The following is a 23,227-nucleotide window of genomic DNA, read 5'->3' on the forward strand; positions in this document are numbered from 1 at the left end:
GCGGCTGACGCCTATTGACACCGAGTTTCACTTCAAAAAAAGTGAGGCAGAAAAGGGTGACGAACACCCTCTTCTGCCTCACTTTTCATTTTTTGCTTTACCCTTTGAATGCACATGGCATGCCGGTTTCAGCTACTATGGTCTTGAGGCGACGGGCGCTAAACCCGTGAGGTCATTTAACGCCGGACAACTGGCGCTGCTGCTGTATGGGGCGGAGAGCGAAGAGGTCCGGAGCCTGTATCCCGACCGGCCGGTGCCTAAGAAGGTGACGGACGGCAGGTTTGAAGGCGTCCTGACCACCCTTTGGCGGCGGCTCTCTGAAAAGGGCGGCCTCACTGAAGCTCTGGAGACCTATTTTCACTCTGAAACGTGTGAGACTTGCCACGGTGAGAAGCTCACTTCCCTCAGCAGAAATGCGACTGTCATGGAGACCCGGCTGCCGGTACTTTCCACCCTATCCTTGGAAGCGCTTCGGGCATGGATCACACGTCTTGGAGAACGCCTCGGTGAGCGCGAAAAGTCGCTGGTTGAGCCCTATCTTCTGGATCTTGAAACCAAGCTCCGGCGGATCGTCCAGGTAGGCCTGGGCTACCTGTCCCTGGACCGTCAGACAATGACCTTGTCCGGCGGGGAAGGGCAGCGGATCAAACTGGCCGCAGTGCTGGATTCGACCATGTCCGGGCTGATCTATATTATGGATGAGCCGACCATAGGCCTCCACGCCAAGGATACGGAGGGGATTCTCAGAGTCCTGAAATCCCTCAGAGACCTTGGCAACACAGTTCTGGTCATTGAGCACGACCCGGAGGTGATCCGGGCGGCCGACTATATTGTAGATCTGGGACCGGGTTCAGGGAAGCTGGGCGGCGAGGTTGTGGGCTTTGGCACTTATGATGCGCTTCTGGCTCAGCCCTTGTCGGTCACCGGTCGCTATTTGAACAGGGAGATGCCCGTTCTGGCGGTGCCGAAGCGGAAGGCTAAGGGCTATTTTTCTGTTCTGAACGCGACGCGTTTTAATTTAAAGCATGTGGATGTACATTTTCCGGTGGGCTGTCTCACGAGTATCACCGGGGTTTCCGGGTCGGGAAAGTCGACGCTGATTTTTGAGGTACTGGCGGCTGGGGCACAAGACCGGTTAAAAGACCAGGATGCTGCCGATGGTTCCGCTCTCAAGCACAGTGAATCCGCCGGCGGCACTGAGTTAAACGGCAATTTTGAGAACCAGGTCATTGGCATGGCGCATTTTGACGCAGTCATCACCGTTGAACAGACACCGGTAACGCGCATGAAGCGCTCCAATGTCGCGACCTACTCCGGGCTCTATTCAGAAGTCCGAAAGATCTTTGGCGCCCTTGAAGCGGCGAAGGCTCAGGGACTGGATGCCAGACATTTTTCCTTCAACACCAAGGGCGGACGGTGCGAGCACTGTGAAGGCCTGGGTTTTGTTGAGAGCAACATGCTGTTTTTTGAAAATATTGATGTGGTCTGCCCGGTGTGCGGCGGCAATCAATTCAATGATGAGGTGTTGTCCGTAACCTACCAGGGGCACTCCATCAAGGCCGTACTCAGGATGACGGTCGTCGAGGCTATGGCGCTGTTTCACGGCCGCGGCAAGCTGCTCAAGATTCTGAAATTGCTGGACGACGTGGGGCTTGGCTACCTGGAACTCGGTCAAACCTTGACGACCCTCTCCGGCGGCGAGGCACAGAGGTTGAAACTGGCAAAAGAACTGATTTCCAGCGAGGGGAAGAACAACCTTTATCTGATCGATGAGCCCACAACGGGACTGCACCCCCTGGATGTGGAGAATTTTCTGGTCCTCCTGAACCGAATGGTGGAGGTTGGGAATACCGTCATTCTCGTCGAGCACAATCTTCAGGTGGTCGGCGCCTCGGACTGGGTCATTGATCTTGGGCCATTGGGTGGCGCACAAGGCGGTCAGGTTGTAGCGGTGGGAACACCGCTGGAGGTTGCGGGGAATCCGGGGTCCATAACCGGCGGTTATATGGCTAAAGCGTTTGCTATAGAGTAAGGAGTTTGACGACTTATGACTAATAAGACAGCACCACTTGATAAACTGGAAAGCAATATAAAAGACACCGCGTTGATTTTTGAAGGCGGCGGCATGCGGGCAAGCTACACGGCTGGTTTTCTTGTCAACTTGCTGGAAAATCAACTCTATTTTGATTATGTTGCCGGGATTTCGGCCGGCGCCAGCCACAGCGTCAATTACCTGTCCAGGGACATTGAGCGCGCGAAGCGTTCCTTTGTGGATCTGGTACGGGATCCGGAGTTTGGCGGTTGGAAGTCTTTTTTCAAGGGCGAGGGCTACTTCAGGTCGGATTATATCTATGAGCAGACACCGGTTCAGGGCGGCGCGCTGCCTTTTGACTTTGAGACATTTCAGAGAAACAGCGCGCGACTTCGAATTGGGGCGTTTGACAGAGACAGCGGTGAATTTGTGGTGTTTAAAAAAGAGGATATACATGAGATTCAGGATCTGATGAAAATTGTCAGAGCCTCCTCTTCATTGCCAATCTTTATGCCTCCGACCCGCCTTGGCGGTCAGGTTTTAGTCGATGGCGGCATTGGCCCCGGTGGGGGAATCGCTCTGGACATCGCGAAGCAGGACGGCTTCAAGAAGTTCTTTGTCGTTTTGACCCGTGAAAAGGGATACAGCAAAAAACCGCCAAAGTTTGGCGGTCTGATTAAATCCTATTATCGCCGGTATCCGCTGGTGGTCGAGGCCATGTTTGAGCGCTACGCCACTTACAATAGGACCCTTGAAGAACTGAAAGAGCTCGAGTCAGAGGGCAAGGCCTTTTTGGTCTACCCGGATCAGATGCCCATTTCCAACCGTGAAACGGACTATGACAAACTTGCCGCCAGCTATCAGCTGGGCTATGCCCAGGGCAAGCGGGATGTGGCGAAGTGGACGAACTGGCTGCGAGGCTGACCACGAGATGCAGCGGTTAGGTGATCAAAACACCACCTGCTGCCCAAGTCCCTTCCGAACGGCCTCTGCGTAGATCAGCTGTGCGACCTTCAGGTCCAGCAGCCCCATGCCCACGGACTTGAAAAAAGTGGTCTCACCCTTTTTCGGAGGCTTTGGCCTATGGTTTTCCGTCAGCAAATCCCCCAGGAACTTCACCTGATCCAGGGTGAGCAGCCCTTCCGAAAGGGGCTGGGACAGGTCTCCGCTTTCCTCACAGGCAAATGGCAGCTCGGTGTAAACGTGGTCTGCCAGCTGCCAGATTGCTGCAGGAAACTCCCGCATCTCGGGCTTGTAGGAGCCAATGCCAATGAAATGCTTCCCGCGCAGCAGGTCGGGATCATTCGGCACCACAGGTTGAGCAGAGGTCGTCGTTGTGATGACGATCTCGCTGTGGCGAACCAGATCTTTTGCCGAGTCGCAGACGTGAAAGTTCGGATGTTCGCGGTCGCTGCCCAAAGCCGCTTTAAGGTCCGCAATGTAAGTATCAAAATCCTTTGGTGAGTGATTAAAGAGATAGACGTCTTTAAGTTCCCTTGCCTCGATCCCATAAAGAATCTGATAGAAGGCCTGGGTCCCAATGCCAATGACCCCAAGGCTCTGACTGGCTTCAGCGGTAAAGCAGCGTATGCCGACCCCGCCCACAGCCCCGGTTCTCAGGGAAGTCAGGTACGACCCGTCCATAATGGACAAGGTTTTGCCGGTTTCACCATCATTAAGCAGCATCAGGCCATCAATATACTTGAGTCCTTTTTTTGGATTGTTTGGGAACAATGTTAGAAACTTCGTCCCAAAGCCATCCTTTAGAAAACAGGGCATAAAAAGGAGCGTGTTGTCACCGTGGGTGACAGAAGGGCGATCCGGCATATAGAAATCGCCGCTGGCAAATATTCTGTATGCCTCTTCGACCTGATCCATGACCTGAGTCAAAGAGACTGCGCTGCGCATGTCCTTTTCGTTTAAAATCAACATGGGTTAGTCCGCCTTTCTGTTAGTAAAAGCTGTGTTAGACGCCTATTATCCCTCAAAGTATTAGAAACAGAGACACCAAAGACTGAGTTTGCCGATGGTGGGTAGATTTACCAAAAGGATAACATCACAGCCCGTTCTTAGTCAAATGGCGATTGAAGACCCGGAAATTTGGTATATATAATACGAGACCTACGCTTTCTGTGAAGCGCCAGTTACATAAGGAGGCTGTGAACCAAAGACTTATTTGGACGCTTGGTCTTTGGGGAGCCGGCAGCGTAACCGACCTTTGTGGGTCGGTTTTCTGTTGGATTGGCAGGAACTAAAATGCGCAATTATTAGTCTAATAATTAAGTGATAACGATTTTCATAGAACGTTGTCATATGGATCGGTCTTATCCAATTTTTCAAATGGATTTCAAAATTATGGAGGTGACTATAATGAGTGCTTTTACCCGTTCGATCTCTAAAGTTTTCGAAAGTGCAATCGGTACTTTCAAGACTTTTCCTGCTTCCATTGCCAGCGCAGTGGGCTTTGCCGTGGTCACCATGATCCGGATTCAGCTGGACTGGCCCGAGCAGGAAGCGTATAATTTCCTGTTCAACTGTCTGCATCTAGCCTTTGCGGTGGGCGCCATTTTCAGCCTTGCGGCCATAACAGCTGCCAAGGTCAAATTTAACACCGCCAAGGCATTCCTGATCGCAAACCTCCTGGGTGTGGCCTCTGTCGTTGTAACGTTCCTGCTGCTGTATTTCTTTGGCGGAAGTGAGCCGGACCGCTGGGCAAACATGATTGTCAGAGTTTCCGGATTGGCGGCTGCCCGTGTATCCGTGGTCATAGCGGTCAGCGTGCTCAGCTTCATTATCCTCGCAGCACAACCCAAGGAACAGTCAGACTTCTCCCGTGCGTTTCTGATGACGCACAAAGCGTTCTTTATTGCCATGATCTACGGCGCGGTCATCATGGCCGGCACCTCCGGTGTGGCCGGAGCCGTCCAGGCGCTGCTTTACAGGCAGATGAGCAGCAAGGTCTATCAATATATTGGGACGATCGTAGGGTTCCTGACCTATACCATTTTCGTGGGCTACTTTCCGGACTTCAGGAAGGGTGTTGTCGACGACAGGCGCGAAAATCTCCAGAAGCAGCCGCGGTTTATTGAAGTCTTATTTGAGTTTATTATGATCCCAATAGCCTTGGCACTGACAGTCGTCCTGTTGATTTGGACTGGCAAGACCCTCGTAGCCGGTCAGGGGGCATCCTTTATGCGCCTTGCCGGGATTGCCACCAGTTATGCAGTGGGGGGCATCTGGCTCCATATTATGGTGACCCACAACACGTCGAATTTGGCGAAATTCTATCGCAAAATCTATCCGTTTGCAGCGCTCCTGATCCTCGCGTTTGAGGCCTGGGCACTGATTGTACAGTTGAATCGTTTCGGGATGAAAAGTGTGGAGTATTCTTTCCTCCTCATGTGGATCGTAGCCGTATCAGCTGTGGTGCTTTTAATTCTCAGGAAGGATAAAGCACATGTGCTGATTGCGCTATTGGTCTCATCGGCCGCTTTGGTCTCTGTTTTGCCACTGGTGGGCTATCATTCCCTTCCTGTCAGATCTCAAATCAGCCGTTTGGAAAATTTGCTGGTTTCAGAGAACATTCTTAAAGACGGGACACTGGTGCCAGCGACGCAAGAGCCTGAACGTTCCGTACGGGAAGCTATCACAGATTCGGTCACCTTCCTTGCCTACGCTGAGAATGCGAACCTGCCGGCGTGGTTCAGCGACGAACTTGGCCAACCTAATAATTTTAAAACACAGCTGGGATTCGAACAGATCTGGCCGGATCCTGAAGACTACTTTGGAGAAGCACCTCAGGAGGTTATGGGGGTCTCTCTCATGCTCGCGAATGGCGCTTTTGAGATTGAGGATTACCGCTGGGCGGTCAAACTGCAAAACTATGAGGGCAAGGAGCCCGGCAGCGCAGAAACTGTAGTGGAAGGCGACAGGGGAACCTACAAAATCAACTGGATTGTCGACACTGTGAGCGGCATGCCAACCCTTGAGATTAGGCTCAATGATCAGGTTATTTTGGAAGAAAGCATGCGCGCTTATTTTGACCGGATCTCCGGAAGTTACGAACTTGGTCCTCGACCTTATAATGAAGGGACCCTGGAAGAAATGAGTCATAAGTTAGAAAGTCCGGAAATTGAAGTGCTGTTGGTCTTCAATAATATTGATTTCAATGTCAATGTCAAAGAAGATCAGATGCATTATTGGATCAACCTGGACATGATGTATATGCGTGAGAAATAGACCCATCATTCTTGACATGGAGCGGGGTCTGAGGGTGATGTCTTCGGACCCCTTCATGATTCAGGGACAGGCTCAGGAAGAGGCTCAGGAAATGGTGCCAGTGAAAGTCAGCTGTCGACTTCACATTGACACCATTTTTCCTTTAGTGTGAAAATGGTTTGAGAAATGCAGAAGAGAAGGATTGTGAGCGAAATATGGTAAACTATAATAAAAGCGAGCTGAAAATTGGTTCAAAGGTGCGGATTGTCCAAAAACAGGATCAGCGCAGCGGCACTTTAACCGAGGGCGTTGTCCAGCGGATTCTGACGAAATCACCAGCGCATCCCCACGGTATTAAAGTTATGCTTGAGAATGGTCTGGTCGGAAGGGTCAAAGAAATATTATAAGGGTGAAGGAGCGGGAAAATTATGGGCGGCAAGCGTAAAATGAAAATAGAAATTTGGTCTGATTATGTATGTCCTTTTTGCTATATGGGTAAGAGAAGGTTTGAAGAGGCCTTGAGGCAATTTGAGCACCGGGATTCCATTGAAGTCGTTTATAGAAGCTTTGAACTGGATCCCAATTCAAGGCGGGATGTGACCATTAATCTCGTGGATCACCTTGCTGAAAAGTACAACATTACCAAGGCGGCAGCGAAGGCGAACATTGAAAATATCACCATGAATGCCAAGATGATGGGTCTCGAATACCATCTGGAAGAGGCGATCCAAGCCAATACGTTTGATGCCCACAGAGTGTCCCATTACGCGCAAACGCTCAATCTGACGGATGAAATCACAGAGAGACTGATGCAGGCGCATTTCACTGAAGGCCTTAATATTGGCGACCAGGACGTGCTGGTGACGCTTTCAGAGGAAGTTGGTCTGAATGGGGAAGAGGTTCAGAAGGTGCTCAGCCAAGGTCAATTTGGAGAAGAGGTACGGCGTGATCAGCAGAGAGCTCGTGAGCTCGGGATCAGAAGTGTGCCGAACTTCTTAATTGATGGCCGCATATCCGTTTCAGGCGCTCAGCCTATCCGGGTGTTTCTGCAGGCTTTGGAAGAGGCCTGGGGGAAATAATCGTCTGAGAATAAGCAACAAGTTGGAAGAAGGTGTCAGAGGCCTTTGGCCTAGTGCCCCACCATTTTTCCAACTTATGATGGAATAAGGTGTCAGCAGCCTTTGGCCTATTGAGCCCTCTTCCAACTTATTAAAAGTTTCACCACCAATAATGTCAACCGGAGGCTTTCTATGATTAACCAGCAACTCTACCAAAACATTTACAAGCGAAAATCTGTACGCAGATATGATATGACCCCGTTGCACGAGTCGGTGCTGATGGATGTCAAGGCCTTCGCCGAGTCGGCGGTGCCATTGATAGATGACATTAAGTACGAATTCACTTACCTCAGTGCTGGTGATGTTAAAAATCTCTTGCCTATCAAGGCCCCACATTATATCTGCCTCTATTCGGAAGCGAAACCTAATTATCTAATGAATGCGGGCTATCTGCTCCAGCAGATTGATCTATACCTGTCCCATAAAGCCCTGGGCAGCTGCTGGCTGGGGGTGGCGAAACCAAGTAAGCAGGTCGCGCTTCAGCAGAATGGACTTGATTTTGTCATCATGCTGGCGTTTGGCGCGCCAAACGAGCCCGTTCACAGAGAAAAGCCTGACGACTTTAGGAGAAAAATGACCCATGAAATATCGAACGTGTCTGGTCATGATGCGCTGGTGGAGGCGGTGAGACTGGCGCCCTCCGCTTCAAATTCCCAGCCTTGGTTTGTCAGTGAAACCCCGGAGGGTCTGATCCTCAGCCGGGAAAAGCTAAATATCCTTCGTGGGGCTCTTTACGGCAAGATGAACCAGATCGATATTGGCATTGCGCTGCTTCACCTGGATATGGCGGTCAGACATCACGGCAGACAGGCGATTTACAGCTTTTCACCTCAGAATGCGCCGGGCGGGATCCCACTGGGCTATGAATTCATGGTCAGAGTTGAGACGAAGGCGATTGACGAGTGAACTGAAGGCGTGGTAAGATGCTAAAAAACAGAAAAGGTGCGGTTCTGTATGAAAAACTTCTTAAGCCAGCTGGCACTTGGTCTAGAGCCCTACATTCCCGGCGAGCAGCCGAAAGATAAAAAGTACGTCAAACTGAATACCAATGAGAATCCCTATCCGCCTTCCGAAAAGGTAGAAGCGGCAATTCATAGCGTCCCAATGGATCAGCTGCGGCTTTATCCGGATCCGGAATCGACAGATCTGCGCGTCACTATTGCAGACTACCTCAATGGGCTGATGGACTGCGAGTCGGCAATCCTCACCGCAACCAATGTCTTTATGGGCAACGGTTCTGACGAGGTCCTGGCCTTTGTATTTCCTGCGTTTTTCACCGGCCGGTATATTGTGTTCCCTAATATTACCTACAGTTTTTATCCTGTTTACGCGAATCTGTTCCAGACAGAGTACCGGGAAATTCCGCTTCTCGAAGATTTTTCGGTTAGGGTGGAAGATTACCTGGAACTGGCTTCCAAAGGCGATCTGGGTGCTGATGGTATCCTCATCCCCAACCCGAACGCCCCGACCGGCCGCGCATTAACTAAGGCTGAAATCGAACAGATCGTCGCTTCCAATCCGGACATTGTGGTCGTCGTAGATGAAGCCTACATTGATTTTGGCGGCGAATCCGCAGTAGATCTCGTTCCAAAATATGATAATCTGCTGGTGGTTCACACCTTATCAAAATCCAGATCCCTGGCGGGCTTGCGTGTCGGTTTCGCCATAGGCAGCGATCAACTGATCGACGGCCTCAACAGGGTCAAAAACTCCTTCAACTCCTACACCATGGACCGGATTGCTATGGCAGGCGCCAAAGCCGCGATCCTGGATCACGATTACTTCAATGAGAATCGAAACCGGATTATCAGCACCCGGGAGCGCGTTGTCGCCAGACTGGAGACAATGGGTTTTGAGGTGGTGCCATCCAAGGCCAATTTCATCTTTATCAGCCACGAGACTAAGGCGGCAGCAGAACTGTTTTCCAGACTGAGGGAAATGGGAATCCTGGTGCGGTACTTTAAAAAGCCGCTCATTGATGATCATCTCCGGGTTTCCATAGGCACAGACGAGGAGATGGATCAGTTCTTGAAGGCTTTGGAGTCCTTGATTTAACTATTAAAAATAACATTTGACATTGTGGTCTCTACGTGTTAGTATAAGTTGTTGCTTAAATGAAGAGCAAATGATTTGACAAATGGTTTTAGAATTGGTGTCCGTTCAGTTGGGCCCTCTGATTTTAAAAGTCTATGTTATTTTCATTGCCAAGGTTTAAGACTAAAAAATTAGGAGGTACCTATTATGAATGGTACAGTAAAATGGTTTAACGCAGACAAAGGCTTCGGCTTTATCACAGATGAGAATGGCAAAGACGTCTTTGCTCACTACTCACAAATCAATGCTACTGGTTTCAGAGCATTGGAAGAAGGCCAAAAAGTAACGTTTGACGTTGCTCAAGGTCAAAAAGGTCCACAAGCTGAGAATATCGAAATCGTAAGATAGTCCCTTGAGACTTAAGCCCCTGCGCCGTATGGCGCAGGGGCTTTTTTAAGGTTTTTGGCTGTAAGTGAAAAGGAAACCGGGTGTCAGACACCCAGTTTCTCATTTAAGATGTTCACCCGACGATTCCCTCAGAAGCAGCTCGGTGGGCATAACAATGCTCTGAATGGGCATACTCGGATTTGACATCCGGCTTTGCAGCAGCTCGACCGCTTTGGCGCCCTGAAGCCTTGGGTGGGCGGTCACTGTGGAGAGGGAAGGACTGAAGGAAAGTCCTTCCGGAATCTCGTCGAAACCTATGACCGCCACATCCTTCCCTGGCACAATACCTCTGGATTTAAGCGCCATCATAGCACCTATGGCTATGGTGTCGTTATACGAGAAAATGGCTGTCGGCGGATTCGGAAGTTTAAAAAGGTGTTCAATCAAGTTTGACGCTTCTTCCCGGTTGCAAAGGCTTTCGGGTGTAAGTTCAGGATCGAAGTCGATCCCGAATTCATTCAGTGCCTGTTGATACCCCTGAAGGCGGCCATGCCAGGTATAGAGCTGCCGGTTGCCTCCAATGAAGGCAATGCGTCTGTGTCCTAGGGCCAGTAAATGCCTGGTGGCTTCGTAACCGCCATGGACGTTGTCGACCCCAATATAATCACAAGGCAGATCCGGAAACAGACGATTGATCAAAACAACCGGAATCCCAAAACGCTGAATACGTTTGATCACCTCACTGCTGGTACCTGGCGCAGCGAAGAGCAATAAGCCGCTGATCCGGTACTCAAGCATCATAGAAATCATTCTGTCTTGGACCTCACAGGAGTCAAAGGTGGTTCCGAGCAGTGAAGTCTGCTCGGTTTCGTTCAGCTTTTGCTGAATGCCTATTAAAAGTTCCGTATAGAAAGGATTCACCAGATCCGTCACAATGATGCCTATTGCGCCCGAACCGGCAGTACTTGAGCGAAGGCTGGCAGCGCCCCGGTCATAGACGTAGCCCAGTTCCTCAATAGCTTTGAAGACCTTCTGGCAGGTCGCTTCGGGGATGCTTGGGTTTCCATTCAGGGCCATGGAAGCCGTCGTCAGGGAGACCCCTGCATGGGCCGCGACTTGCTTTAGGGTCACGCGTTTTTGTGTGGATTTTTTCAAGGGGGGGATCACCTGCTTCATTTGAAATCTAAAGACCTTTCTCCAACGGCGTCGAAACACAGCCAATCGTCTGACTTCCTTTGCGCTTATTCAGCGCTCTGGAATTCAAAAGCCTGGAGTTTTACATCATTATACTCGGTTTTGAGAGACTGTGTCAAAGAATTTACTGAAACGATTCAACGGTTCGTAATTGACAATTTAATAACGTGCTAATTCAGAGTTGAACCCAATTGACAAACTGAACCAGCCCGCTTAAAATACTATTAAAACGATTTACTGAAACGATTTAGTAATCGGTAGAGACTTAATCAACCAGTATAAAGCATAGACATTTTATCGGGATGTATGATAATGATGAAAGCTCAGGAGGGTTTCAAATGGCGAAAAAGGAAGTTGTTATCGCACTGGTGGGCGGAGGATACGGCGCGGTTCTTCACCTCAACGGTTATGAGAAAATTCATGGTGTGGATGTCCGAATCAAGACGCTGGTCGACGTGGATGTTGAAAAGGCTATGACGCTCAAGGAAAAGTACAATATTGAGCAAGTCATCACAGACTACAAAGACGCCCTCAACGACCCTGAAATTGACATCATTGATATTGTCACCCCGCCATCGCTGCATCCTATGATGGTCTATGACGCCATGCGCGCTGGCAAGCACGTCATCTGCGAAAAGCCTTTTACAGGGTATTTTGGTGAAGCAGGCGATCCGGAGCTGATTGGCAAAAACGTCTCTAAACGTCAAATGTTTGAAGCTGTCTGCATGGAGCTGGACAAGGCGAGAGACATAGTCCAGGCCAGCGGCAAGCTTTTCATGTATGCTGAGAATTTTGTCTATGCGCCAAACCTCAGAAAGGCCGCTGAGTTCATCACCGCCAAGGGCAGCCGCATCTTGTTCATGAAGGGCGAGGCCAGTCTCAAAGGCTCCAGCTCGGCAGTTGCGGGGCTTTGGAACAAAACCGGCGGCGGGCCGCTCATGCGCAACGCGATCCATCCGCTGACCGGCATGCTTTGGCTGAAGAAGACTGAGGCTGCTTCTAAAGGCGAGGACATGAAGGTGGTCAGTGTCACGGCGGATGCCGGGAATGTGGTTCCTAGGCTCACCAAGGAAGAACGCAGGCACCTCAGCGCCAACCCTGTTGATGTGGAAGACACGATCACCGTCACCCTGACCTTTTCGGACGGGACTAAAGCCCTGGTCATAGGCTCGGATACCTATCTGGGCGGGACCAAAACCTATATTGATGTCTACGCGAACGACGCGACCTTCAATTGCAACGTCGCGCCTACGGATTACTTTCAGACCTATTTCCTGGATGAGGAAAAGATTGAGGACATCTATCTGGCGGAAATGATTCCGAACAAGCTGGGGTGGAACCGCTCCTTTGTGTCGGATGAAGTCCTCAGAGGCTATACCGGCGAGCTTCAGGATTTTGTTGAATGCGTTGCGTTTGACCGCCATCCGGTCAGCGACTTTGACCTGGCAGCGGAAAGCGTGAAGCTGGTGTACGCCGCCTACCTCTCGGCGGAGGAAGGCAGACGGGTTGACCTTTAGGCGCATTGTGGGATTACGGGACCATCGGCAGAGCTTTTGTTATTGCCGATGGTCTTTTGTCGTCCTCCATTACGCGGTTTACTCGGGCATAAAATTGGTAAATATGTAAAAGGTGATTCGTATGGACAAGGACAGAATAGAGATGGAAAAACGCGTTGTGAATAAAATGATCGAGATCTACTGTAAGGGGCACCACAACAAGGCATCCGTCTGTTCTGAATGCGACGCGTTGGCTTCTTACGCGCTGACTCGGTTAGAGCGCTGCAAATTTGGCTCTGAGAAACCGTTTTGCTCTAAGTGCTCAGTGCATTGCTACAGTCCTGAGATGCGGGACCGGATCCGGGAGGTCATGCGGTATTCAGGGCCTAGGATGCTGTTTTATGAACCCGTCGCGGCACTGCGCCATTTGGTGGGGAAGTAATAAGACGACAGACTGATTCAACTTAAGGATAATGGTGGGATTAAGGGACCATCGGCAGAGCTTTTGTTTTTGCCGATGGTTTTTTGTTAGCGTAGTGAAACCTTTTAATCTCCTCGATGGTCTAATGGGTGAATCTTGAAAGGAGGGATCGTAGCGGTGTTTGGAAAAAAGAGAAATCAGCTGCAGGATCGGGAAGCAGCGCTCATTCAATTAATACAAGAGCATAAACTCCAGCTTTACCGTATTGCTTACAGTTATGTCAAGAACGAGCAGGACGCATTGGATGTGGTTCAGGAGGCCACGTACAAGGCTATTGTCAATCAGGAGAAATTGAAAGAGGAAGCCTATATGAAAAGCTGGCTGATCAGGATCCTGATCAATTGTGCTTTGGATGTGCTCAGAAAAAGAGAAAATGTCGCCCAAGCCCCTGAAGTCTGGGTTGGAGCCTCATCAAATCAGGGACTGGATACTGAGGCTGTCATGGACTTGAGGGAGGCCATTCAGGGACTGGATGAGACTCAGAAAAAACTGATTCATCTGAAATACTTTGAGGATCTGAAACTCGAAGAAATTTCCGGGATTATGGAAATGCCGCTGGGCACGGTGAAGAGCCAGCTGCACAGAATTGTGAAGCGGCTGAGAATTGAGTTAAAGGAGGTCGAAGTGTTTGAATAAGCGGGTTCAAGCATTAAATCATATGAAAATGAATTATCGTGAGTTGAAGGCACCTGAGAAATTGGATGAGGTCATAAATAATGCGATTCTTGAGGGGCAACGTGACAAGCAGACTATGACACGAAAAATTAATTCTGGAGAACAGAAGTCTTCGCAGGCACTTAGGCGTGTTCTTTATGCTTCAGCTGCGGCGCTGGTAATTTTTGTAGGCAGTCTAAATGCTTCGCCCATGTTCGCAAGTAAACTGGCAGAGATCCCTGTTTTGGGTCAGTTGGTCAAAATACTGACCTTCACGGACGGCAAGGCAAGCGGCGGAATGGTCACTGATGGCACTGACATCAGTGGAATCAGCACACAAACTGAGAACGGAAAGGCGCAGTTCATCATCCATTTCGACCAGGACGGCGCGTCGCAAGACCTTGCCAGTGCCTATAAGGTCGTCTATGCGCAAAAGCCTGAAACGCTGTTGTTTGAAATCAGCGGTGTCAGAATGCTCTCGGCGCTAGAGGATTTTGAAAAAATCAAGGAGAGTCCGCTTGTAACAGCGGTCTATCCTGTCGTCACGCTGGATGACTCCATGGTCCGCTTTATGATTGTGTTTTCGGTGTCTATTTCCTACGAAATACGCGAGATGGCGTCACCTGCGAGTCTGGTGGTGGAGGTAGAAACCTCTCCTGAGGCCACAACTGTTTTAGAGAGCTATCGAGTTCGAACTGTGGACATGCCGCGTGGCGAAGGTCTGGCGATCCTGGAAGAAACCATCATGAATCAGTATCCAAATCGCAGGATTTTGCCTTCCGCAACGGAAAGCGACCTCTTTTTCCTGGAGATTGGACAGCTGGATTCTGAAGCCCTTGCTGTGGAAATGCTGGATGAGCTCAGGGCATTGTATCCAGGGCTGGAGATTTTCATTGAGAAGACTGAGGCACAATAGATATCGCTTATAAAAAAATTATAAAAAAATTTGGGATACCTCTTGGCAGCATAAAAGTGGTAAGATGGGAAAAAGAAGGATAAACTCGTGGTTGATAAACTCGATGTCAGCGGCTAGCGCCTATCAACCCCGAGTTTCAACCCCGAGTTTCACTACCTTTTATACACTGTGACCAGGAGGCTGAGCCCATGCCGTTAAAGTTTGTTCGAAATGACATTACCAAAATGAATGTGGATGCCATTGTCAATGCGGCCAATGCCGGGCTGCAGATGGGCGGCGGTGTGTGCGGCGCTATCTTTGAGGCAGCGGGACCAAGAGAGCTCCAGGCCGATTGTAACCGCATAGGCAGCTGTGCCGTGGGCGGCGCAGTGATCACCCAAGGCTACCGGCTTCCGGCGAAATTCGTCATTCACGCGGTAGGGCCCATCTGGCAGGGTGGCGGGAACAAGGAGGAAGAACTCCTGAGAAGCTGCTACACTCGCTCCATGACTCTGGCCGTTCAGCATAATTTAAATTCGATCGCCTTTCCCCTGATTTCCTCTGGCATTTACGGCTACCCTAAGGATGAAGCCCTGCGTGTGGCTATAACGGCCATCAGTGAGTTTTTAATGAAGCATGAGCTCGAGGTTTACCTGGTGCTGTTCGACAAGAAGGCGTTTGTCCTGAGCCAGAAGCTGGTTGAATCAATTGATCAGTATATAGACGATCATTATGTGGATGAGCGTGCAGTTAGCGAACGTGGGCGTGTCCTGCAACATTATGATGTCAGTGTAATGGAGTCTGTGAATCGACCATCGGCGGCCATAAGCAAAGAGATGACGCTGGAGGAGCGGCTGGATCGGCTGGACGAATCGTTTTCAGGCATGCTCCTGAGGCTGATCGACGAGAAGGGCATGACGGACGTGGAGGCCTACAAGAAGGCCAACATTGACCGACGGCTGTTTTCGAAGATCAGAAGCCAGCCGGAGTACAGCCCCAGCAAAGCGACAGCCATAGCTTTCGCCATATCCCTCAGACTGGACCTGGGAGAGACCCGGGAACTGCTGAGCAAAGCCGGCTTTACCCTGTCCCGCAGCAGCCGCTTTGACCTGATCATCTCCTATTTCATTGAAATGGAAATCTACGATATCTTCAAAATCAACGAGGTCTTGTTTGCCTACGATCAGGCGCTCCTCGGTGCGTGAGGATCAAATCTGATTTAGATATATTGCCTTGTCTTGACCGGTTTAAATTGTCGCTTCCGAGGCGACCATCCGACCTCCCGAAATTGGTATGCTTAAGGCATCCAATACCAGGGAGGTTTTAAATTATGAAAGCTATGACTGAGACAATGGACAATAAACCGCAAGCCGCAAACCTCACCGAACTGATTTTTATTCTGGACCGCAGCGGATCCATGTCGGGGCTGGAAAGTGACACCATAGGCGGGTACAACGCCATGATTGAGAAGCAAAAACAGGAACCCGGCGACGCCGTCATCACCACGGCGCTCTTTGACGACCGCTATGAGCTGCTGCACGACAGGATTCCGCTGAAAGGCATTCGACCTATCACAGAACGCGAATACTATGTGCGTGGGACGACCGCGCTGCTGGACGCTATTGGACAGTCGATCCAGAAGCTCATCAATGTTCACCGTCATACCGCACCGGAAGCCCGGGCGGACAAGGTACTGTTCGTCATCACCACGGACGGCATGGAAAACGCCAGCCAGGAATATACCTACAAAAAAATTTACGACATGATTCGCCATCAAAAGGAACGCTATGGCTGGGAGTTTATTTTCCTCGGTGCCAACATTGACGCCATCAAGACCGCGGCCAAGTTTGGCATAAATGCCGACCGCGCAGCCAATTACCATGCAGATGAAGCCGGGACCCAGCTGAACTTCAGGTCTGTCAGTGAAGCTGTCAGCGCAGTAAGGGCGAACAGGGAACTGACCGAGGACTGGAAGGCAGACATTGAGCAGGATTTTGTGAAGCGCGGGGGCAAGCGGAAGTAGTGAGCCGCTCAATTTAAAAGTCATCCGGAAGATGGCATCTCAAAGCTTATGGCGGAGGATGCCGTCTTCTTTTTTTCGATTAATGTCGAAATTTCGCGTTTCAGTGCTCGCTATAAAGGGGATGAATGAGGTGATAGGTTTGCCGATGGTCTCCTAAGGCAGATGTCATCCAACATTACTTCAGGGGGTAAATGACGCTCATAAGAAGCAAAATATATAAAAATCTGTTTTGGGTGGTGAGCCACGTGAATGCGATCTGGACTGTGTTTCCCGTCTTGTTAATCCGTTACGCGCTGCCAAACTTATTTGACAAAGACGCTCTCAAAAGGCTCGCGCATTTTCCACCGCTCATTGGAAAAGAGAAATGGGCTTTTTGGGTCTATCAGCTCACTAACGCCGCTATGGTTTTGCAGTTATACTTTTTTGAAATTAAGTTCAACACGACTTGTTCAGTTGTTGGCGCTGTCATTTACCTTTTGGGTTTGATAGGCTACGTCATTTCGGTCGGCCAATTTTCAAGACCTTCGAGGCGCGGCATAATCACCGGTGGTCTTTATAAGTGGTCTCGAAATCCCATGTATATAACTTATTTCATTATTTTTGTTGGATGCGTCATCTTGACGGGCTCATTTTCGCTTTTAATGCTGCTCGTCGCTTTTCAGATTTCAGTCCACTGGCTGATTCTGGCTGAGGAGCGCTGGTGTCTCGAAACTTTTGGATCCAGATATCAGGACTACATGGATCAAGTTGGGCGGTATTATTAAGGTTATTTGCGGCGTGATGAAGAGGAGGCTAAAAATGACAGGGCAATCCAGTATAATAGACGACTATATCTCTCAATGTGAACCGGCGCTTCAGGACCGGCTTCGCGAGATTCGCAGGGTTATTCAGGAGGCGGCGCCTGATGCTGCGGAGGCCTTCAGCTACCAGATGCCAACCTTTGTATTTCATGGCAATCTGGTGCATTTTGCCGCCTTTAAAAATCATATTGGTTTTTATCCCGCGCCAAGCGGTATCGAGGCTTTTAAGGATGAAATCTCTGTCTATAAATGGGCGAAGGGCTCAGTTCAGTTTCCCCTGGATCAGCCCATTCCCTTCGATTTGATCCGCAGGATTGTGCTGTTTCGGGTTGAGGAGAATCAGAGGCTTGCTGAAGAGAAAAAGGCCAGGAAGAAATCAGCCGCAAAAAAACCATAGAGTCAACACCTTGACTAAAATCCGCACTTAGGAGCTGCTGAACCATGACACCATTTACGGAGCGCACCATTGAAATCATAAAAAACATTCCGGCGGGCAAAGTGGCGACTTATGGCCTGATTGCGCTTAGGGCAGGAAATCCCCGGGCTGCCCGTCAAGTAGCCCGCATTCTCCATTCCATGAGCAGCAGTCAGGGTTTGCCTTGGCACAGGGTCGTCAATGCGCAGGGGAAGATTGCACTCAGTGCCCCTGAGGCGTTTATAACGCAAAAACGATTGCTCGAAGCAGAAGGTGTGGAAGTGGACGCTGCAGGTCAAGTGGATTTGGATGTGTTCTTCTGGAATGAGCAGACCTATTAAATTAAGTGAATGTACGAGAGATGCTGGTGGTTGAAGTGACCATCGGCATATTTTTTTGAATTGGAAGGCGGGGGTGATAGTCATAGGCCAAAGCAGGCCCAAGCCTATTGAGGCCTGCTTCCAACTTCCTCAAAATTACTTGTTTTGCCGGATTGACGCCAGCTTTTTTAAATGTTACATTTTATAATAGTTACTAAACATAACTATTAAACAGAATAATAACGGAATGGAGGCTGAGGATGGATCGGAGAATTCTGATTGAATCTATAATGACTTTGGTGCCGGTGCTTCACAAGAAATTTTCGAAGGATCTGGGCAGCTGCGAGATTACGAGGCAACAGATGGAACTTCTGTTTTTTGTCAGCACGGAGGGCGAGAAGCCCATGTCTTATTATGGCTCGAAGCTGATGATTTCAAAACCCAACCTGACGGTTATGGCGGACAAGCTGATCGAAGAAGGCTATATTGAGCGGATTTTGTCGCCAACCGACCGCCGTGTGGTGCTGCTGAAGATGACCGAAAAGGGTGAAGCGTTTTTTGATGACCAGCGAAAAAAGGTGACGGAGCTGATGCTCGAAAGACTGGAAGACTATAATGATCTGGAAATTGAAAGACTGAATGAATTATTTAGTGAAATCAAGTCGATCTTCATGAAAAATGAAGTATCTGACGTTTAATGGAGGGTGCCCTTTGAAAAAAATTTTTAGCGCACTTATGATAGTGACCCTGGGCCTGACTTTGCTGACAGGGTGCAGCGACAATACCAACACCGCTGAAACCCCGGAGGTCCAAGCTGTGGCAGTCAGCGTCACTGAGATTCAGAAGACCAGCATTGAAAACTTGCGGACGGTTGTGGGCAAGACCCAGCCGGTTCAGGAGGTCAGCGTCTTTGCCAAAATGCCGGGCACTGTGACTCAGGTCAATGCCGAGGTCGGACAAGTGGTCAGCAAAGGTGACCTGCTTTTCTCTGTCGAAGATGAGGATATCCGCCTTCAGGTTCAGCAGGCCCAGGCGGGGCTCAACTCTGCCCGCGCGAATCTGGCCCGCTCCAGCGGCGGATCTGTGGAACTGCAGCTCGTCCAGCTGAAGTCCAGCCTGCTTCAGGCTGAGCTCATGTTCAAGGATGCTCAGACCGCTCTGGACAGCGCCAAGATTTTGTATGACGCAGGCGCCGTTTCAAAATTTGAGCTGGACTCAGCACAGACCCGCTTCACGACTGCCCAGGCGCAGTATGAAACCGCGAAGAAGGCCGTCGAGCTGACGGAGTCGACGATCAATAAAGAAAATGCTGCCATCGCCAGCGCTCAGGTTCAGCAGGCCCAGGCGTCTTATGATCTGGCTAAAAACCAGCTTGAGAACGCCCGCGTCACAGCGCCTATCAGCGGCATTGTTTCAGTGAGAAATGCCACCAAAGGCGAACTTATTTCCGGCGCTGTGCCAGCGTTTACCCTGGTTGACCTCTCGACGGTGGTCGTGGAAATCAGCGTCATGCAGGAACTGGTAAATACGGTGACTATGGGTGAAACCGTTGAACTGGAGATTGAATCCGCCGGTTCGGGATCTTATAACGGTAAGGTGACGGCCATCAGCCCAAGCGCCGACCCGCGTACCCAGGCCTACCTGATTAAAATCGAAGTCCCTAATGCCGACGGCATGATCAAGGGCGGCATGCTCGCCACGGTCAACCTGACTACTGATGCACGCGCCGAAGCCTTGGTTGTCCCTATGGACGCCGTCCTGGACGACAACGGCAAGAGCATTGTCTTTGTGGTCGAAGGCGACGCAGCAGTCCGCAGGGAAGTGACCACCGGCCTTTCCAACGGAGAATTCGTGGAAGTTTCCGGCGAGATCAGCGAAGGCGAAAAAGTCATCATCAAGGGTCAGAACTATCTTCAGGACAAATCTAAAATCACCGTGGTGGACTAAGCGGAGGGGGAAGACTTATGAATATTTCTGAACTCTCCATAAAGCGCCCGGTCACCGTCATCATGATGATGCTGATCATTGTGGTCCTGGGCGTCGTGTCGTTTATGCGGGTACCAATCGACCTCATGCCTAGCCTTGAAGTGCCTATGGCCATTGTTGTGACGAGCTATGAGGGCGCCGGTCCCCAGGAAGTGGAGAACTTCGTCACGCGCAATATTGAAAACGCCCTGGGCTCTGTCAACAATATGAAGAGTATCCAGTCCCAGACCTCGGAGGGCAATTCCGTGGTCATTGTGGAGTTTAACGATGGCACCGACATGGACTTCGCCACCCTGCAGATGCGGGAAAAAATTGACCTGATCCGGGGCTTTCTGCCGGAGGGCACCAATGACCCCATGGTTCTGAAGCTGGATCCCAACATGCTGCCGGTTGTTCAGATAGGTGTGTTCTCTTCCACGCAGGACGACATTGAGCTTAAGCAATATGTCGAAGACGTGGTAAAAATGCGCCTGGAGCGCCTGGACGGCGTGGGTTCTGTCAACGTCACCGGCGGCGTCGAACGTGAAATTCAAGTGGAGCTGGATCCGGACAAGCTCACGGGCTATGGGATCAGCTTCAATCAAATCGTGTCCGTGCTGCAGTCGGAGAACATCAATCTTCCGGGCGGCAGTGTGGAATATGGCAGCAAGAATCTCATTGTAAAGAGCATGGGCGAGTTTTCGTCCGTTTCAGAGATCATGGAGATGCCGATAGCGCTGCCATCGGGCGGCGTCGTTTATCTTTATGACCTGGCGGAAGTCAACGATGGGCTGAAGAACCAGGCCACCCTCACCCGAATGAATCAGGAGAACAGCGTCGGCGTCTCGATCCAGAAGCAGACGACGGCAAACACGGTCGCAGTGGTCAACCTGGTCAAGGAAGAGATCGCGCAGATCAAAAAGGACAACCCGGAGGTCGACATTCAGCTGGTCTTTGACCAGGGGCAGTTTGTCGAGCTGGCCATCAGCAACGTGTCGACGAACGCGGTCATGGGTGGGCTGCTCGCTGTCCTGATCCTGTTCATTTTCTTGAGAAACCTCAGAACGACTCTGATCATAGGCATCGCCATCCCCGTGTCGATCATTACGACGTTCATTTTGATGTATCTGGCGGACACGACCCTCAACCTGATTTCCATGGGTGGCCTGGCGCTGGGGGTCGGCATGATGGTCGACAACTCTATAGTCGTTCTTGAGAATATTTTCAGGCACCGGCAGCAGGGCGAGGGGCGGTTCCATGCAGCCATCAAGGGTGCCAAAGAGGTTGGCGGTGCTATTACAGCCTCGACGCTGACGACAGTAGTCGTCTTCCTGCCAATCATCTTTACGGAGGGCATGGCAGCCCAAATCTTTAAGGAAATGGCGCTGACAGTGACATTTTCACTGCTGGCTTCACTGGCAGTGGCTTTGACAGTCGTGCCAATGCTCAGCTCAAAAATGCTGGCCATGGCCAAAACAGACAAACCTAAGAAGACTTTCCTGGATGCGGTCTTTGATGGCTGGGGCAGATTCTTCGACAGAGTGGATGCCTATTATCAGCGCGTCCTGGTGGGGGCGCTGAAGCGTCGAAAGCTGACGGTGCTGATTGCCCTTGTCATTCTGGTGACTTCTGTATTTGCTGTCCCGTTGATTGGCGTTGAATTTATTCCTGCAACGGATCAGGGCCAGTTCACGGTCAGCATTGAGCTGCCTCAGGGTACACAGCTTGAGGAGACAAATCTGGTCGCTTCTCAGGTGGAAAGTCTGCTGGCGGAAACACCGGAGGTTGAGAAGGTGTTTACGACTATAGGCGGGGGCGACAGCATGATGATGTCCACCTCGACCGATTCCCACGTCGCATCGATCAGCGCGACTCTGGTCTCAAAGGGGGACAGGCGGCTGAGCACTGCTGAGGTCGTCGAGGCGATCAGAAATCAGGTTAAGCTGATCCCGGGCGCCAAAATTGACGTCACCGAGGTCACTATGATGATGGGTGGCGGCGCTTCCGGCATGGGCGGCGACGCGATTTCCGTCGAGATTTCCGGTTTTGATTTTGAACAACTGGGGCAGATTGCTGCGGAGGTTGAGGAAAAGATACAGCGCGTGGAAGGAACCAGACAGATCAGTTCGAGTATTGCCGATGGTCGCCCCGAAGCCCAAATCTTCGTTAACAAGGAAAAGGCGTCACAGTACGGCATCACCAATATCCAGGTGGCCTCTGCCATACGGAGCGCGCTCCAGGGACAAGTAGCGACACGCTATAGAGTGGAGGGCGACGAGATCGACGTCCGTGTTCAGCTGCCTGAGGACCAGTCTTCAACTTTTGAACATCTACAGGATTTGAAATTTACAGCACCGACCGGTTCAGTCATGAGACTGGGTGATCTGATTGACATACAGATTGATGAAGGCCCGGTCAGCATAGCCCGTAAAAATCAGGTGCGCTACGTGACAGTGAGCTCAGAACTCTTTGACCGGGATGTCGGGAGCGCGACGGATGAGCTGCAAATCTATTTAGACGAGCTCGTCCTGCCTGAAGGCTATGATTTGACTATTGGCGGACAGTACCAGCAGATCGTGGACGCGTTTTCATCTTTGGTGCTGGCGCTGATTCTGTCGCTGCTTTTGATTTACATGGTCATGGCGGCGCAGTTTGAATCCCTGATTCAGCCGTTTATCATCATGTTTTCGGTGCCGCTGGCATTTTCGGGGGCGGCAATTGGACTCGCGCTCACAGGCAGGACCTTTAATGTACCTGCGTTCATTGGCATTATTATGTTGTCGGGTATAGTCGTCAACAATGCGATTATCTTGATCGACTACATCAATATGCTGAGGCACAACGGTCATGAGAGAAATGAGGCAATTATCAAAGCCGGTCCAACCCGTCTCAGGCCAATCCTGATGACGACGCTGACCACGGTTCTGGCCATGATTCCTATGTCGCTTGGATTAGGCGAAGGCGGCGAGATGCAGGCGCCTCTGGCGACGGTCATCATCTTTGGTCTGTCGCTGTCAACCATGCTGACTTTGCTGGTCGTTCCGGTGACCTATACGTTGTTTGATGATTTGGCTGTGAAGCTCAAGGATAAGTTCAAGAAGAAAGAATTGAGCCACTAAAAAAAGATCAAGCAGATGCCCTTGGGCGTTTGCTTGATCTTTTTTTTGAATGAGGGTGGGCAATAGACCAAAGGCC

The 23,227-nt window shown here is 50.5% G+C and carries 22 protein-coding genes, 1 pseudogene and 1 riboswitch; of the genes and pseudogenes, 21 read left to right on the forward strand and 2 right to left on the reverse strand.

Annotated features, from left to right (window positions below):
* Together OEL90_RS05590 and OEL90_RS05595 are read left to right on the forward strand one after the other, a co-directional pair.
* Positions 1-2,032: pseudogene (locus tag OEL90_RS05590) on the forward strand (ATP-binding cassette domain-containing protein); the annotation flags it as partial.
* A 15-nt stretch (positions 2,033-2,047) separates the two neighbouring features.
* Entirely contained in the window at positions 2,048-2,956 is a 909-nt protein-coding gene (locus OEL90_RS05595) for a patatin-like phospholipase family protein (RefSeq protein WP_300687435.1), read from the forward strand.
* Between the two features lie 24 nt (positions 2,957-2,980).
* Here OEL90_RS05595 and OEL90_RS05600 read toward each other — a convergent pair whose 3' ends face one another.
* Positions 2,981-3,964, reverse strand: a complete 984-nt coding sequence (locus OEL90_RS05600; protein WP_300687436.1) for an ornithine cyclodeaminase family protein — start codon at positions 3,962-3,964, stop codon at positions 2,981-2,983.
* 211 nt (positions 3,965-4,175) lie between these two features.
* Positions 4,176-4,257: riboswitch (cyclic di-GMP riboswitch) on the forward strand.
* 145 nt (positions 4,258-4,402) lie between these two features.
* Between OEL90_RS05600 and OEL90_RS05605 the strand changes: the two genes are divergently transcribed.
* The 7 genes from OEL90_RS05605 to OEL90_RS05635 all read left to right on the forward strand — a co-directional run bounded on the left by OEL90_RS05605 (position 4,403) and on the right by OEL90_RS05635 (position 9,810).
* Positions 4,403-6,271 (forward strand): DUF4153 domain-containing protein, encoded by a 1,869-nt coding sequence (locus tag OEL90_RS05605; RefSeq protein WP_300687437.1) that lies wholly within the window; start codon positions 4,403-4,405, stop codon positions 6,269-6,271.
* Positions 6,261-6,422: a hypothetical protein gene (locus OEL90_RS05610; protein ID WP_300687439.1), complete on the forward strand. Its 162-nt coding sequence runs from the start codon at positions 6,261-6,263 to the stop codon at positions 6,420-6,422. Before OEL90_RS05605 ends, OEL90_RS05610 begins: the two co-directional genes overlap by 11 nt.
* Positions 6,423-6,465: 43 nt before the next feature.
* Positions 6,466-6,657: a YwbE family protein gene (locus OEL90_RS05615; protein WP_291402784.1), complete on the forward strand. Its 192-nt coding sequence runs from the start codon at positions 6,466-6,468 to the stop codon at positions 6,655-6,657.
* A gap of 39 nt (positions 6,658-6,696) precedes the next feature.
* Complete coding sequence (locus OEL90_RS05620; protein ID WP_291402774.1) at positions 6,697-7,329, forward strand: DsbA family oxidoreductase; 633 nt, start codon at positions 6,697-6,699, stop codon at positions 7,327-7,329.
* Positions 7,330-7,500: 171 nt separating this feature from the next.
* The gene (locus OEL90_RS05625) at positions 7,501-8,274 is read left to right on the forward strand and encodes a nitroreductase family protein (RefSeq protein ID WP_291402772.1); all 774 of its coding nucleotides are present in this window, start codon (positions 7,501-7,503) and stop codon (positions 8,272-8,274) included.
* A gap of 48 nt (positions 8,275-8,322) precedes the next feature.
* Positions 8,323-9,423, forward strand: coding sequence for a histidinol-phosphate transaminase (gene hisC / locus OEL90_RS05630; protein WP_300687441.1), 1,101 nt, complete (start codon positions 8,323-8,325; stop codon positions 9,421-9,423).
* Positions 9,424-9,606: 183 nt separating this feature from the next.
* On the forward strand, positions 9,607-9,810 hold the full coding sequence (locus tag OEL90_RS05635; protein ID WP_330583746.1) for a cold-shock protein: 204 nt from the start codon (positions 9,607-9,609) through the stop codon (positions 9,808-9,810).
* A gap of 99 nt (positions 9,811-9,909) precedes the next feature.
* Here the strand turns inward: OEL90_RS05635 and OEL90_RS05640 are convergent, their stop codons facing one another.
* Positions 9,910-10,944: a LacI family DNA-binding transcriptional regulator gene (locus tag OEL90_RS05640; RefSeq protein ID WP_300687442.1), complete on the reverse strand. Its 1,035-nt coding sequence runs from the start codon at positions 10,942-10,944 to the stop codon at positions 9,910-9,912.
* 377 nt (positions 10,945-11,321) lie between these two features.
* On the opposite strand from OEL90_RS05640, the gene OEL90_RS05645 reads away from it, so the two are divergent.
* From OEL90_RS05645 to OEL90_RS05700, 12 genes are all read left to right on the forward strand, one after another.
* A complete protein-coding gene (locus tag OEL90_RS05645) occupies positions 11,322-12,500 on the forward strand; it encodes a Gfo/Idh/MocA family protein (RefSeq protein ID WP_300687444.1) in 1,179 nt (392 codons plus the stop codon).
* A 121-nt stretch (positions 12,501-12,621) separates the two neighbouring features.
* Positions 12,622-12,921, forward strand: a complete 300-nt coding sequence (locus OEL90_RS05650) for a nitrous oxide-stimulated promoter family protein (RefSeq protein ID WP_300687446.1) — start codon at positions 12,622-12,624, stop codon at positions 12,919-12,921.
* A gap of 156 nt (positions 12,922-13,077) precedes the next feature.
* Complete coding sequence (locus OEL90_RS05655) at positions 13,078-13,596, forward strand: sigma-70 family RNA polymerase sigma factor (protein ID WP_300687447.1); 519 nt, start codon at positions 13,078-13,080, stop codon at positions 13,594-13,596.
* Complete coding sequence (locus tag OEL90_RS05660) at positions 13,589-14,530, forward strand: hypothetical protein (RefSeq protein WP_300687448.1); 942 nt, start codon at positions 13,589-13,591, stop codon at positions 14,528-14,530. Before OEL90_RS05655 ends, OEL90_RS05660 begins: the two co-directional genes overlap by 8 nt.
* A 188-nt stretch (positions 14,531-14,718) precedes the next feature.
* Positions 14,719-15,714, forward strand: coding sequence for a macro domain-containing protein (locus OEL90_RS05665; protein ID WP_300687450.1), 996 nt, complete (start codon positions 14,719-14,721; stop codon positions 15,712-15,714).
* Positions 15,715-15,839: 125 nt separating this feature from the next.
* Entirely contained in the window at positions 15,840-16,532 is a 693-nt protein-coding gene (locus OEL90_RS05670; protein WP_300687452.1) for a vWA domain-containing protein, read from the forward strand.
* Positions 16,533-16,777: 245 nt separating this feature from the next.
* On the forward strand, positions 16,778-17,296 hold the full coding sequence (locus OEL90_RS05675; protein WP_291402753.1) for a methyltransferase family protein: 519 nt from the start codon (positions 16,778-16,780) through the stop codon (positions 17,294-17,296).
* 34 nt (positions 17,297-17,330) lie between these two features.
* Positions 17,331-17,729 carry an iron chaperone gene (locus OEL90_RS05680; RefSeq protein ID WP_300687454.1) on the forward strand — a complete coding sequence of 133 codons (399 nt, stop codon included), beginning with the start codon at positions 17,331-17,333 and terminating at the stop codon, positions 17,727-17,729.
* Positions 17,730-17,773: 44 nt separating this feature from the next.
* Positions 17,774-18,088, forward strand: coding sequence for an MGMT family protein (locus OEL90_RS05685; protein WP_300687455.1), 315 nt, complete (start codon positions 17,774-17,776; stop codon positions 18,086-18,088).
* A gap of 239 nt (positions 18,089-18,327) precedes the next feature.
* The gene (locus OEL90_RS05690) at positions 18,328-18,765 is read left to right on the forward strand and encodes a MarR family winged helix-turn-helix transcriptional regulator (RefSeq protein WP_291402747.1); all 438 of its coding nucleotides are present in this window, start codon (positions 18,328-18,330) and stop codon (positions 18,763-18,765) included.
* A gap of 13 nt (positions 18,766-18,778) precedes the next feature.
* Entirely contained in the window at positions 18,779-20,014 is a 1,236-nt protein-coding gene (locus tag OEL90_RS05695) for an efflux RND transporter periplasmic adaptor subunit (protein ID WP_300687456.1), read from the forward strand.
* A 17-nt stretch (positions 20,015-20,031) separates the two neighbouring features.
* Positions 20,032-23,151, forward strand: a complete 3,120-nt coding sequence (locus tag OEL90_RS05700) for an efflux RND transporter permease subunit (RefSeq protein ID WP_300687457.1) — start codon at positions 20,032-20,034, stop codon at positions 23,149-23,151.
* The last annotated feature ends 76 nt before the right edge of the window (positions 23,152-23,227 follow it).

Source organism: Acidaminobacter sp., assembly GCF_030247605.1.
In the GTDB taxonomy this organism is placed as follows: domain Bacteria; phylum Bacillota; class Clostridia; order Peptostreptococcales; family Acidaminobacteraceae; genus Acidaminobacter.

Coding starts and splice junctions, on each gene's coding strand:
- OEL90_RS05595 (WP_300687435.1), top strand. CDS start 2,048: ATGACTAATAAGACAGCACCACTTGATAAACTGGAAAGCAATATAAAA.
- OEL90_RS05670 (WP_300687452.1), top strand. CDS start 15,840: ATGAAAGCTATGACTGAGACAATGGACAATAAACCGCAAGCCGCAAAC.
- OEL90_RS05620 (WP_291402774.1), top strand. CDS start 6,697: ATGAAAATAGAAATTTGGTCTGATTATGTATGTCCTTTTTGCTATATG.
- OEL90_RS05600 (WP_300687436.1), bottom strand. CDS start 3,964: ATGTTGATTTTAAACGAAAAGGACATGCGCAGCGCAGTCTCTTTGACT.
- OEL90_RS05650 (WP_300687446.1), top strand. CDS start 12,622: ATGGACAAGGACAGAATAGAGATGGAAAAACGCGTTGTGAATAAAATG.
- hisC (WP_300687441.1), top strand. CDS start 8,323: ATGAAAAACTTCTTAAGCCAGCTGGCACTTGGTCTAGAGCCCTACATT.
- OEL90_RS05700 (WP_300687457.1), top strand. CDS start 20,032: ATGAATATTTCTGAACTCTCCATAAAGCGCCCGGTCACCGTCATCATG.
- OEL90_RS05685 (WP_300687455.1), top strand. CDS start 17,774: ATGACACCATTTACGGAGCGCACCATTGAAATCATAAAAAACATTCCG.
- OEL90_RS05680 (WP_300687454.1), top strand. CDS start 17,331: ATGACAGGGCAATCCAGTATAATAGACGACTATATCTCTCAATGTGAA.
- OEL90_RS05625 (WP_291402772.1), top strand. CDS start 7,501: ATGATTAACCAGCAACTCTACCAAAACATTTACAAGCGAAAATCTGTA.
- OEL90_RS05605 (WP_300687437.1), top strand. CDS start 4,403: ATGAGTGCTTTTACCCGTTCGATCTCTAAAGTTTTCGAAAGTGCAATC.
- OEL90_RS05645 (WP_300687444.1), top strand. CDS start 11,322: ATGGCGAAAAAGGAAGTTGTTATCGCACTGGTGGGCGGAGGATACGGC.
- OEL90_RS05690 (WP_291402747.1), top strand. CDS start 18,328: ATGGATCGGAGAATTCTGATTGAATCTATAATGACTTTGGTGCCGGTG.
- OEL90_RS05665 (WP_300687450.1), top strand. CDS start 14,719: ATGCCGTTAAAGTTTGTTCGAAATGACATTACCAAAATGAATGTGGAT.
- OEL90_RS05615 (WP_291402784.1), top strand. CDS start 6,466: ATGGTAAACTATAATAAAAGCGAGCTGAAAATTGGTTCAAAGGTGCGG.